We start from the raw sequence: 12531 nt of genomic DNA on the forward strand, positions 1-12531 counted from the left end.
GCATCAGCCCGCAGAAACCGATTTGCCTTAAGGTCCATTATTCGTCAAGCACAACCGTCACGATCAATGCCGCAAGAAATCGTCCCTTTTGCCGTCTCCTCAGCCGTTTGCTTGCTTACCTGATTCGCTAAAGTAATGGCGTGAAAAAGTCTACAGGACCAAATCGTGGCAAAAACACTTTTACGCAGCGGTAATCTGGATGATTTTCAGGCCGTTGGCGGCGGCGGACAGGCCGTTTTTGAATCAGCGCTGCAAATCCGCGAAGCGCTTCGGTTGCGCAAACAACAGGCTATCGTTGATTGCCTGGCCATCCCCCAAGTCAACGACGGCGGCGATCGCGTTGACTGGTACTCCCCGGTTGAGGGAACCGTCTCCAGCTGGAAGGCGGCGGATGAAGATGATCGTTATCGCGCCCTGCGCTATCTGGAAAACACGCTCACCAGCGTGGAGTCGCTGAGTAAAAAATGCCTTCAGTCACCGAAAACGGCGCAGCAACTGTTTGGCTCTCTGCTCTCAAAAGCCTTTCAGTTTCCCGGTGAAAACTTTGTTTTCCTGGTGGATGGCAAACCGGTGATCTGCTTCTGGGGTTTCGTCAACCTTAACGAAAACGCGCGCGACGACGTGCTGGACTGCCTGCGCGAATCGTTGGTCCCTGAACCTGAGCCAGTGGTGATTAACGAGCCAGAACCTGAACCGGAGCCAGAACCGGCCCCGGTGGTGACCTTTGAGCAGGCCGACGCGCCGCTTATCACGCCTGTGACTACAGTCCGTATCACCGACGATGAACTGTATACGCCAGAGCCGGTGCGCATGAACGCCGCGCCGCCAGAGCCCGCACCGGCGGCCATACAGAAAAAACGTCGCTCCCCCCTGTGGTTGCTGCCGGTTGCCGCCGTCATTATTGCAGCCATCGCCACCCCGCTGCTCTGGCCAGAACAGGCCCCGATCGCAGCGCCTGTTGCCACACCAGCGCCAGTACCCGTCGCCATTGCTCCGGCCCCCATAAAGACGGTTGAGCCGCTTGAACTGAAACTCCCGCTGCACCAGGCCGAAGTGGTAGAGCCGAAGGTGAAAACGCCTGCCCCGGCAGCCGAACCGGTGGTCATTACCGCGATACCGAAAGATGCGATGGTGATGGAGGCAAACCAGGTCAAAGCGGGGTTAACGCGCTTCCTGAACGGCACCTGGCGCGCGTTTCTCGATGTGCAGGATCCGCTCACCGGCAAACCGCCGTCGCTGCGCTACCAGATCCAGAACAATAAAGGTTTTGCCCGGGTCGTGCATGGCGACAACATTGTCTGCCGGGTAGACGTCTTTTCCGGATTACACAGCAACGGCGAGCTGTTGATCAAAACGCGCGGAAACGCGCGTTGCACCGACGGTTCACGCTATCCGATGCCGGAAGTGACCTGTAAGGCAGGTGCCAGCGATGTGGCGGAATGCACCGCACGTTACGATGCCAACACCGTCGTTCCTTTGACGTTCAAGAAAGCAGGTGTTTGATCCTATGCTGGTTAATCTTTGCGACTATAAACAGAGCGTGACGCTGATTGCTAACAGCGGCGTGCAGTTTCTCGATTTTGGCCTGACTCCGCAGGACACCGCCAGCAACGGGCGTTTCGTGCGTAAAACGGCAAATGGCCCGCTGCTGCGTCTGGATTTTGACCTGGTTAACGGCCGGTACACGCTCCCTGCCACCGATGGCGGGCAGCCGGAAGTGGTCAAGCCTGAAAGCACCATTCCACTGCATGACTCCCTGACCGTGCTGGACGGCGTCTGGCTGCCGATCCCTTTCCTGCGCTTTAACCCGCCGCGGACGTTTGTTGAAGGCCCGGATAACTGGGCGCGCGTCCAGGTACGAAAGCTTTCCACGCCCGACGCAGCTGGCAATACGCACCGGGTCACCGTCGCGCTCGACAGCCAGATTGCAGAGCATGCGACGTCTGCCCTGTCGCCGGTTGAAAACGATATCCTGAACGGCACGCGTTTCGCGCTCGCCTGGCGCGACAGTGAGGTTGAGAGTTTCCTCGACCAGACCTGGATTGACGGCTGGCTGCGCGAAGCCTTCACGCAGTTTGCCGACGGGGTTGAAAAACGCTCCGAGCGCGAGCTGCATCAGGCCATGCGCAGCTTTGAATATCAGGCGCACTGGCTCAACCTGCTCTCCATGCTCGGTGAACAACTCACCGTGCCGGAAGTGAAGTTTGTCACCCATACCCTGAGCACCCCTGCTATTCCTGTCGATTTGATCCTTGACGTAGGCAACACCCATACCTGCGGCGTGATTATTGAAGATCATGGTGATGCCAACGACGGCCTGCGTCAGACGGCTGAACTTCAGGTACGATCTCTGAGTGAGCCGCAGTTCCTGAATGAGCCGCTGTTTACCAGCCGACTTGAGTTTTCTGAAGCGCGTTTTGGCAAACAGCACTTCTCCGTGGAAAGCGGCCGGGAGGATGCGTTCGTCTGGCCGTCGATTGTCCGCGTGGGTGATGAAGCGCGTAAGCTGGCGATGCAGCGTCTGGGCACGGAAGGCAACAGCGGCATCTCCAGCCCGCGTCGCTATCTGTGGGACGAGACGCCGGTGGTGCAGGACTGGCGCTTTAGCCAGATGAATAGCAAAACCCAGCGCGAACCGCTGGCAACCGCGTTTCCGCTGATGAACCTGATGAACGACGACGGGGAACCGCTCTTTACGCTGCCGCAGGATGAGCGCCTGCCGGTGTTCTCTCCGCAGTACAGCCGCAGCACCCTGATGACGCACATGCTCTGCGAGCTGCTGGCTCAGGCGCTTGGCCAGATTAACAGCGTGGCCACCCGCCTGCGGCTCGGCTTCCCGGCCTCTCCCCGCCAGCTGCGGACGCTGATCCTCACCCTGCCGTCGGCAATGCCGAAACAGGAGCGCGAGATTTTCCGTCGCCGCATGTTCGAAGCCATCGCCATCGTCTGGAAAGCGATGGGCTGGCACCCGCAGGATGAAGATTTTGCCAGCCGCAAGCAGCAGGAAAAAAGCGTGGTGCCGGTCCCTGAGATCCAGATGGAGTGGGACGAGGCCAGCTGCGGCCAGCTGGTGTGGCTGTATAACGAAGCCATTTCCCATTTTGGTGGCCAGACCGAGGCCTTTTTCGCCTCCCTCGCCCGTCCGGATCGCGCGCCTGAGCCTGGCGTCCAGCCGGGGCGTGCGCTGCGCGTGGCCTCGATTGATATCGGCGGCGGCACGACGGATATGGCCATCACGCACTATCAGTTAGATGATGGTTCCGGGAATAACGTCAAAATCACCCCGCAGCTGCTGTTCCGCGAAGGGTTCAAGGTAGCCGGTGACGACACGCTGCTGGACGTGATCCAGCGCTACGTTCTGCCCGCCCTGCAAACCCAGCTTCAGAAATCCGGCATAGCCGATGCCTCCCAGCTGATGGCATCCCTGTTCGGTGACTCCGGGCGGATCGATACCCAGGCGGTCCTGCGCCAGCAGACGGCGCTTCAGCTCTTTATGCCGATCGGTCACGCGATCCTGGCGGCGTGGGAATCGAGCGATGTTGACGATCCGCTGGCCGGGCTGCATGCCACCTTTGGCGATCTGCTTGCGCAAAAACCGACGCGCAACGTGATGAATTATCTCCAGCAGGCGATCGACCATGCGTTGCCTGCCGGCTCAGAACACTTTGATCTGTTCAGCGTACCGCTGCACGTCAGCTTCCGGGAGATGCGGGACGCCATGCTGGCGGGTCAGTTCACGCTTGCCGCCCCGCTTCATGCGGTATGTGAGGCGATCTCTCATTACAGCTGCGATATCCTGCTGATCACGGGACGGCCGGGCTGTCTGCCGGGCGTTCAGGCCTTGATTCGCCACCTGCAACCGGTGCCCGTCAACCGCATCGTCTGGCTGGATAAATACCAGGTTCATGAATGGTATCCGTTCAGCCAGCAGGGACGGATCGGCAACCCGAAATCCACCGCTGCGGTGGGAGCGATGCTCTGTAGCCTGGCGCTGGATCTTCGTCTGCCGCGCTTTAACTTTAAAGCAGCGGATATCGGCGCGTACTCTACGGTGCGCTATCTGGGCGTGCTGGATAACACGATCAATACCCTGCGGGACGAGAACGTCTGGTATCACGATATCGACCTCGATAAACCCGGCGCGAAACTGGACGCCCGTCTGCACTTCCCGCTGCGCGGCAACGTTACGCTCGGCTTCCGGCAGTTGGCCAATGCCCGCTGGCCCGCGACGCCGCTCTATACCCTGAGCATCAACTCAGCCGAGCTGGCGAAAGCCATTGCGGGCGACGGCGTACTGAACGTGCGCCTGAAGCTGCGTGGCGGCACTAAGCAGGAAGGCCCGGAATCTTTCGAGCTGAGTGATGCCTGGCTACAGGACGGCACGCCAGTGCCGCCGAATGCCCTGACCTTTAAACTGAATACTCTGGCCGATCGCCGACACAGCGGCAGCCACTACTGGATCGACAGCGGGAGCGTATACCTCAAATGACTGCGACGACTGCCACCACTCAGGCCTTAATCGGGTGGATCAACGAGACGCGACAGCACGCCCCGATGCTGGATAACGAAGCCGACGCCCTGCTTGCCCGCCTTAACGCAGTAAGCGCGCGTGAAGAGGCGCTCGATCGCGCCCTTGTCAGCCAGGGCAGTATCGGCTTATATGGCCACTCGCAGGCCGCGAAAGCGCACCTGCTGGCTGCACTTTGCGGCAGCGGGGACGAACGGCTGAACGTTACGCCGGGTCAACGCACGTTTGATTACTTCTCGCATATTAACCCCGGGCATGCACCGACCAACATGGCCGTGCGTTTCAGCAGAGCGTCCCGCGAGGTCGCAGACGACGCGTTTCCCTTACGCCTGCGCCTGGTAACGGAGGCCGAGCTGGTGCAGCTGTTTATCGCGCGCACCACGCTGGATCCGCAGATCCGCGCGGTGGATAAATCGGTGATTGAAACCCGGCTTGAAAAGTGGCGGGCGCTGCGTCAACCGCAGAGCGTGCCGGGAATGACGGCGCGGGAAGTCGCGACCATTGCCCGGTTCTGGCAAAGCGTAGTACCCGGTGCTAAGCAGCATATTGATGATGCCCTGTGGCACCAGTTTGCCCTGCTGGTTCCGTCACTTGATCTCAGCACCCGCGCCAGCGTCTGGTCTCTGCTGTGGGGTGAGCAGCAGGAGTTAACCCAGCAGTGGCTTAAATTCGCCCAGGTGCTGCATCAAACCAGCCATGCCAGCGCGCTTGCGGCGCCGTTGAGTCTGCTGGTGGACAGCTTTGGTCTGCCCTGCGAAGGCTTCCTTACGCACGGGGCGTTTACCCTGCCGGAAGCACAGGAAACACTGCTTCATCCGGTAAAAAACGGCGAGCTGCTTAACGCCATTAGCCTGCCCGTCGATGTACTGGCATCTCTGACCCGCGAAGTGGTGCTGCCCGTTAAGAACTGCGTGCTGGATAACGTTGACATCATTGATATCCCTGCCATTTCTGAGGAAAACACGCCGCTGATGATGCAGGCAAAATGCCTGTGGTTGCTGGAGCATTATCGTCAGCACATTCAGCCGGATGTCCTGGTTATCTGCAATGCAACGGCGCACCACCAGCAGACCGCGAAAACGGCAAGGCTCCTGCAAAACTGGGTCAAAGAGACGCAGCCGGTTGAAGAATCCGCATTGCCGGGGCTGGTCTGGGCCATTACCCCTCATGATGCGCGGTTTACCACAAAGCAGAATCTGGACGAAGCGGTGCAGCAATTGCTGGGCCAGCCGGGTCTGCGCTGGGGCACGCTCCAGGCGCTCGATACCCACAGCATGCAGCGGGTGATTGAGTGGCTGTCGCAGGCTACCCTGCCGGCACAGCGCCAGAAGCGTCTCCGCGCGCTGAAAAGGCTGTTACAAGAGTCGCTGTCGACGCTGATTCGCCCATATGTCGCGCCTCTCACTCAGGAGCCTGGCGCAGGGCGGGCAATGGCCGAAAAAATGGTCCGAACGCTGCAAGGCAGTGCCGCTCGTCATGGTGAACTGCTTGAGGGACTTCTGCCGCCGTTAAACGCGTTTGAGACGCTGCTGACCGTTCACCAGCCTCGTGAGGAACAGGTCAACGGCCTGTTTAACGATGTTATCGATCTGTTTGCGGAAGAGACGCAGGAAAATCCAGGCGCGTTGCAGACCAAAGACAAGGCGCGGCTGGCCCATAACGTGTGGGTTAACCATCTTCGTCAGTGGAGTCGCAACGACGCGGCGGCTGCCCGTCTGGGCCTGGACGCAGAGGTATTACAGCAGATTGCGGATGTGCTGATCGTTACCAGCTACCGGCTGGATCTGCCGCTGCAACTGCAACGCATTGCAGAAAAAGATAAAAGCAGTGCCGCGCAGCTGCATGCCGCGACAGGCAATTTCATTAGCTGGCTTGGCTATGAAATGACGCCCGTTTCTGAACGGCCTGCAAGCCGGATCCGCAAAGGTCAGCCAATTTTTGTGACGCCAGTTGTGAGCAGCGCTTCACCCCGTCTTACCCGACTTGGCGAGCAGCCTGTCCATGCGGCGACAGCCTATGTTTATGACTGGCTGGTTGCGCTCTACACCCGCGCGATTGAGAACGTGGATTATCAGTGCCCGTATGACGTTCAGCCTGCTGCGCGGAAAGCCTTGTCTGCCTTGCTGTCTTAATCATTGCAGCCCGCAGCAATGCGGGCTGCCCATTCATGAGCCGTGTATGAATCCAGATAAAGCCTGAGCCAACGCTGACGGGTTTTCCCAGGACATTGAATGGCCCGCATCAGGGATAATTTTTACAGCAACGCCGTTTTGTTGCAGGCGATTAAAGTCGTCATCAGGCAAGGATCGCTCACCAAAAACTAACATTACCGGGCAGCGCAATGACAAGAACAGGTGTTCCCAGTCAGGTTTAACGCCCTCGACCAGGCTTGTTGCGCCGCGCCAGACGGCCCAGGGAGCATTGCTTTGAAGGCTTCCAGCCCACGGCGACGTTTCCGCCCGAAGCATGTCATCATAGCCCTGAGCCAGAAAATGTTGTTCCGTTTGGGCCGCAATTGCTCGGCTGAACATCCCGCCACCCGCATGAAAATTGGGTTCAGACACTATCAGGCCCTTAACGCGCGACGTTAACAACGTTGCCGTCTCGATCGCGATACTCCCCCCCATGCTATGACCATAGAGCCATAGACTATCCAGGCCGAGATGGTTTAACAGTTCAACAACCACCAGCGCCTGTTCGCTCGTGCGATAACGGTAGTTGTCAGGTTTGTCACTGTAACCGCTACCGGGAAGATCGATCAGAATGGCTCTGCGCCCCCCGAAACGGGTATCACAGACAATACGAGGATATTCATACGACGATGCACAGCCCAACCCGTGAATAAACACAACCGGGTCACCGAAACCGGGAAGATCCTGCCAGCGCACAGTGCAGCCTGCTTGCTGCGAATAGAAACTGTTCATAAGCACTCCATGTAGGACAGACTGTATATTTATACAGCCTCAATGTATGGAATGCTATGTCTGGATGCCGATTCTGGAAGCGTGCTTCAGAAAAGAGAGATCAACAGGGCAACAGGAAAGCTCATCGGCCAGGTGGAACCCACCAGGAATGCGCTCAACAGGCGAATACGTTTACGATCTTTAGAAAGGAACCAGGTGATTAATGCGCAGATGGAGGCCATGATTGCGTAGAACACCAACATCTTTTGATACAACGTCATTCTGTTTACCTGAGCCGAAAAATAACCGCACGCAATATGCGTCATATGTTGACACAAATCAAGTTTTTTCGTTACATCATAACCACTTAAATACTAAGGATAATAACAACTGAGTATCTTGTGTAACAACGCCGGGTAAAGCAAAACGGTTATTATTGATAAGGTGCATATTAAATGCACTTTTTGATAAATCCATCCCCGCAGAAAGCAGTTTAATAACAGCAGGCTTTTAAGGGAGGAAACATGCTACGCATTCCGCAGAGTTGCATTCACACCCGTTCCACGCCTTTCTGGAACAAAGAAACGGCCCCCGCCGGTATTTTTAAACGTCACCTGGATACGGGCACGCGTCCGGGCGTTTACCCTCGCCTGTCGGTGATGCGTGGCGCAGTGCGTTATCTGGGCTATGCTGATGAATTCACACCTGAGCCTGACAGCGAGCTCGTCATTGAAGCGGGTCGTTTCGGCGTTTTCCCGCCAGAGAGATGGCACCACATTGAGGTGATGACCGACGACACCCTGTTCAATATTGAATTCTTTGTTGAACCTGAGGTGCTTAAATCCCTTTAAGCACCCGCCAACATGAAGGAAACTATGATGTTACGTATTCCTGAAAACTTTGTTCATACCCGCTCGACGCCGTTCTGGAATAAAGAGACCGCCCCAAAAGCGCTTTTTACCCATCACAACACCAAAGCCGGCGTGTACGGTCGGTTGTCCGTCATGCAGGGTGCGGTGCGTTACTTTGGCTTTGCCGATGGCGACGCCACCGAACCCGATCTGGAAGTGGTTATTGAGGCCGGTTCTTTTGGCATCTCCCCACCCCAAAAATGGCACCGCATTGAGCTACTGACCGACGACACCTATTTTAATATCGACTTTTTCGCGGATCCTGCCGTCACGCTCAGCGGTGCGGGCATCGGTAAAGTGGTCAACACGCATAAGGAGTAAATAATGGGTAAGGCTACCTATACCGTGACCGTCACCAACAACAGCAACGGCGTGTCGGTGGATTATGAAACAGAAGCGCCAATGGAGCTGTTGATCCCGGACGTCGCGGCAGATGTCGTGAAGGATCTGGTGAACACCGTTCGCGCCTACGATACGGAAAATGAACACGAGGTCTGTGGCTGGTAAGCTGAATCGCCCGGCACTGCGCCGGGCATGAAGGTTTAGTGTTTGATCATTACATGCCGGACTACCGTGTAATCCTCAAGTCCGTAGACCGACATATCTTTGCCATAACCGGATAACTTCATCCCGCCGTGCGGCATTTCGCTCACCAGCATAAAATGGGTATTGACCCAGGTGCAGCCATACTGCAACCGTGCGCTGAGGCGATGGGCGCGTCCGACGTCTTTTGTCCAGACGGACGAGGCCAGGCCGTATTGCGAATCGTTAGCCCAGTTCAGCACCTGCGCTTCATCCTCAAATTCTGTCACACTGACCACCGGGCCAAACACTTCTCGCTGGACGATCGCATCTTCCTGCTTCGCCCCGGCCAGCAGCGTTGGCTGGAAGTAATATCCTGCCCCCTCACTTTTACTGCCACCGGTGACGACGCGGATATGTCCAAGGGTTTTGGCTTCGTCCACGGCAGCGCAAACGCGGGAAAGATGCGCTGCGGAGCTGAGCGGTCCCAGCTCGGTTGACGCATCGTCCGGCGCGCCCATTTTCAGGCTGGCAACGGCTGCGCCCAGCTTTTCGACCAGCGCGGGGTAAATCCCCTTCTGGGCATAGATACGACAGGCTGCGGTACAATCCTGACCAGCATTGTAGAAACCAAACGTACGCACGCCTTCAACCACGGCATCCAAATCTGCATCGTCAAAGACAATGACCGGGGCTTTTCCGCCCAATTCCATATGGGTACGTTTAACTGAAGATGCGGTATGCCCGATAATATGTTCTCCGGTAGCAATAGAGCCGGTGAGAGAAACCATACGGACTTTTTCGTGGCCGGTCAGCGGATCTCCTACGGTTTTTCCGCGACCAAACAGCACGTTCAGCACACCTGGCGGGAAGATATCTTTCGCCAGTTCCGCCAGCTTCAGCGCCGTCAACGGGGTGATTTCAGACGGCTTGATGACGACACAGTTTCCCGCCGCCAGCGCGGGCGCCAGCTTCCACGCCGCCATCATCAGAGGATAGTTCCAGGGGGCAATAGAGGCGACAACGCCAACCGGGTCGCGGCGGATCATCGAGGTATGTCCTTCAAGATATTCTCCGGCAGCCAGCCCGTTCAGGCAGCGGGCGGCCCCGGCAAAGAAGCGAAACACATCGACCACGGCCGGGATCTCGTCCCCCTGGACACAGTGCAGCGGTTTCCCGCAGTTAAGGGACTCCAGTTTTGCGAACGCGTCAGCGTTGGCTTCTATCACATCAGCCAGTTTCAACAGACATTCGGCGCGCGTTTTCGGCGTCGTTTGTCCCCACTCTGTGAATGCGCGATCGGCCGCCTGGACGGCAGCGTCCACCTGTGCTGCCGACGCTTCAGCCATCTCCAGCAGCACTTCACCCGTGGCAGGATTGTAAACCGCCTGCTTCTCACCTTCGCCGGTCACCAGTTCACCATTAATCAGCAATTGATTTTGCATAGCATCGTCCTGTTGAAATCGACATTGTTTTCGCTGTCAGCACACGTTCTGGCGGGTCGGTACGTGACAACGTCACGTTACCAATCCGCGCTCCCTTACTAAAGGTAGACTGCGCGTTATGTCGCTTCAGGAATTTTCATCAAGGTGTGACTGGGTGCAGCATCATTTCGCGGATTAACCCCGCCAGCTGGATGACCGCCTGCTCTTCCCGCTCGCCCCAGCCCCATGAGGTATTGAAACGGAAAAACGGTGTCCAGATATTGGAGGTGGAAAACATCTTGCCGGGCGCAATGCTAATTTGATGGGTTAACGCCTTCTCACTCAACCGCCCCGCATCCAGCTGTTCAGGTAGTTCCAGCCATAAAAAATAGCCGCTGTCGTTGTGATGGATTTTGACACCAGCAGGCATATGACGCAAAAGCGATTGCCAGGCCTGCTGTTTGCGTTCAGCAAGCGTGCGTCGCAGGCGACGAAGGTGGGCGTCGTAACGTTTGGTCGCCAGGTAATCCACCAGCGCCAGTTGCATGGGAGAGCTGGTGGACAACGTACTCATCAGCTGCAACTGCTGAATACGGCGCGCATGTTTTCCCGCCGCCACCCAGCCAATACGGAAACCGGCCACCAGACACTTGGAGAATGAGGAGCAGTGCAACGTCATATCCTGCTTATCCCAGGCCTTTGCCGGAAGCGGCTTTTCGCGGCCAAAGTAGAGTTCGCTGTAAACATCGTCTTCAATCAGCGTGACGTTATGCCGGGTGAGTAAGGCCACCAGCTGAGCTTTCTTCTCTGCACTCAGCGTGAAGCCGAGCGGGTTCTGACTGTTGGTCATCAGCCAGCAGGCTTTCACCGGATAATCATTTAACGCCTGCTCAAGGGCACTGAGATCGATGCCCTCACGCACGTCAGTGGCAACCGACAGCGCTTTCAGTTTCAGACGTTCAAGCGCCTGGAGTGCGCCATAAAAACAGGGGTTTTCAACGATAACCCAGTCCCCTGGTTCAGTCACAGCCTGCAAACTGAGGTTAAGCGCCTCAAGCGCGCCCGCGGTGATCACAATTTCATCCGGGGAGATATTCATTCCCTGCTGAGCGTAGCGACGGGCAATGGCATGACGTAAGTCGACGTTACCCGGCGGCAGGTTTTCGATCACGCTCATGGCGGTAGCCGTTTTGCTGACGTTAGCCAGCGATCGGTTGAGTTGCTGAAGCGGGAAAAGGCGCGGATCGGGAAACGCCGAGGCAAAAGGGACAACGGAGGGGTCGCGGCTGGCCTGTAGCACGTCGAAAATATAGGTGTTGATGTCGACCACTTCATCGCGCATCACCTGCGCGGGCGGTGCAGGCTGGTGTGTGATCGGGCGGGCGGCAACGTAATAGCCTGACTGCGGTCTGGCAACAATGCGCCCCTGACTTTCCAGCATCTGATACGCGTGGCCCACGGTCATAAAACTCATGCCGCTGCTTGCCACCTGCTCTCGCAGAGAAGGCAGCTTATCGCCCGGCAACCATACGCCAAGCTCAATCTGCGAGATAATTTGTTGCGCCAGACGCTGGTATTTTTTCATCAGATTCTCCTTATTGCTGACAGTGTATATCAGCAGGAGAAAAAGAGAAGATTTTGCTAACTGTTATAGGAAACGCGGCAGATTACTTGCGGTACTCTGTAATGTGATTCTGAGCAGAACGCGCTGCGGCCAGGTGGTCGAGCGTGATCATCGACGATTTGCAGAAAATGCATTTCGCGCCGAACGGATTTTTGTCAGACACATCAAAAGCTGAGGTGCGGTACTGCGAGCCATGACAGCATGGGCAGCGGAAATGGATATAAGAAGTCATAGGATTCTCCTGTAAACGTAAAAACGTAAATTACTCATGAGCCGATCAGGCAATAAATGGTTCGATACAAAACTAATCGGAATGTAGATAAAGACCCAAGAGAGGCTGCGGAGAGGCACAACGTGATGAGAACTGCTTTATAAAACTACGTCAGATATTTATTTGGATTCAAAACCAGAAATCCATTAACGCATGTTGCTGGCGACAAAGCAAGCTGTTTAATGCGTAAAAATCATAAAAAGAAATTTTTTATTCTTCCTTGTTACCTATATCAGCCAGATAAAGTTCACCTTTTCCCACAACTGTTATAGATAAATTATCGATTTCTGCTTCTGATATCTCACTTGCCGCCTCTCTATCATAACAGTACACCGTTTAACATTGAGG

11 protein-coding genes are annotated in these 12531 nt (G+C 56.3%); 6 read left to right on the forward strand and 5 right to left on the reverse strand.

The window, feature by feature from the left end:
* The first annotated feature begins 165 nt into the window (after positions 1 to 165).
* The 3 genes from L463_RS07125 to L463_RS07115 are packed head-to-tail and all read left to right on the forward strand — an operon-like array spanning position 166 to position 6660.
* The gene (locus L463_RS07125; protein WP_032103595.1) at positions 166 to 1503 is read left to right on the forward strand and encodes an SrfA family protein; all 1338 of its coding nucleotides are present in this window, start codon (positions 166 to 168) and stop codon (positions 1501 to 1503) included.
* A gap of 4 nt (positions 1504 to 1507) precedes the next feature.
* The gene (locus L463_RS07120) at positions 1508 to 4489 is read left to right on the forward strand and encodes a virulence factor SrfB (protein WP_032103597.1); all 2982 of its coding nucleotides are present in this window, start codon (positions 1508 to 1510) and stop codon (positions 4487 to 4489) included.
* On the forward strand, positions 4486 to 6660 hold the full coding sequence (locus L463_RS07115) for a virulence factor SrfC family protein (RefSeq protein ID WP_032103625.1): 2175 nt from the start codon (positions 4486 to 4488) through the stop codon (positions 6658 to 6660). Before L463_RS07120 ends, L463_RS07115 begins: the two co-directional genes overlap by 4 nt.
* A 33-nt stretch (positions 6661 to 6693) precedes the next feature.
* Here L463_RS07115 and L463_RS07110 read toward each other — a convergent pair whose 3' ends face one another.
* Both L463_RS07110 and L463_RS07105 read right to left on the reverse strand, forming a co-directional pair.
* The gene (locus L463_RS07110) at positions 6694 to 7452 is read right to left on the reverse strand and encodes an alpha/beta fold hydrolase (RefSeq protein WP_032103598.1); all 759 of its coding nucleotides are present in this window, start codon (positions 7450 to 7452) and stop codon (positions 6694 to 6696) included.
* Positions 7453 to 7538: 86 nt separating this feature from the next.
* The gene (locus tag L463_RS07105) at positions 7539 to 7712 is read right to left on the reverse strand and encodes a GhoT/OrtT family toxin (protein ID WP_003856960.1); all 174 of its coding nucleotides are present in this window, start codon (positions 7710 to 7712) and stop codon (positions 7539 to 7541) included.
* 243 nt (positions 7713 to 7955) lie between these two features.
* Here L463_RS07105 and L463_RS07100 point away from each other — a divergent pair, with 243 nt between their 5' ends.
* Genes L463_RS07100 through L463_RS07090 form a run of 3 tightly spaced genes read left to right on the forward strand, consistent with a single transcriptional unit; the run spans position 7956 to position 8849 of the window.
* Complete coding sequence (locus tag L463_RS07100; RefSeq protein ID WP_015570441.1) at positions 7956 to 8282, forward strand: TehB family protein; 327 nt, start codon at positions 7956 to 7958, stop codon at positions 8280 to 8282.
* A gap of 27 nt (positions 8283 to 8309) precedes the next feature.
* Positions 8310 to 8663: a TehB family protein gene (locus L463_RS07095; protein WP_003856958.1), complete on the forward strand. Its 354-nt coding sequence runs from the start codon at positions 8310 to 8312 to the stop codon at positions 8661 to 8663.
* A 3-nt stretch (positions 8664 to 8666) separates the two neighbouring features.
* Positions 8667 to 8849 (forward strand): DUF1869 domain-containing protein, encoded by a 183-nt coding sequence (locus L463_RS07090; RefSeq protein ID WP_003856955.1) that lies wholly within the window; start codon positions 8667 to 8669, stop codon positions 8847 to 8849.
* Between the two features lie 35 nt (positions 8850 to 8884).
* Here the strand turns inward: L463_RS07090 and patD are convergent, their stop codons facing one another.
* From patD to L463_RS07075, 3 genes are all read right to left on the reverse strand, one after another.
* Positions 8885 to 10309, reverse strand: a complete 1425-nt coding sequence (gene patD, locus L463_RS07085) for an aminobutyraldehyde dehydrogenase (protein ID WP_017382269.1) — start codon at positions 10307 to 10309, stop codon at positions 8885 to 8887.
* Positions 10310 to 10448: 139 nt separating this feature from the next.
* Complete coding sequence (locus L463_RS07080; RefSeq protein WP_032103602.1) at positions 10449 to 11873, reverse strand: aminotransferase-like domain-containing protein; 1425 nt, start codon at positions 11871 to 11873, stop codon at positions 10449 to 10451.
* 82 nt (positions 11874 to 11955) lie between these two features.
* Entirely contained in the window at positions 11956 to 12144 is a 189-nt protein-coding gene (locus tag L463_RS07075) for a cold shock small protein YmcF (RefSeq protein WP_017693360.1), read from the reverse strand.
* Between the last annotated feature and the right edge of the window lie 387 nt (positions 12145 to 12531).

The organism is Enterobacter sp. BIDMC 27, from assembly GCF_000534415.1.
GTDB classification, from domain to species: Bacteria; Pseudomonadota; Gammaproteobacteria; order Enterobacterales; family Enterobacteriaceae; genus Enterobacter; species Enterobacter hormaechei_C.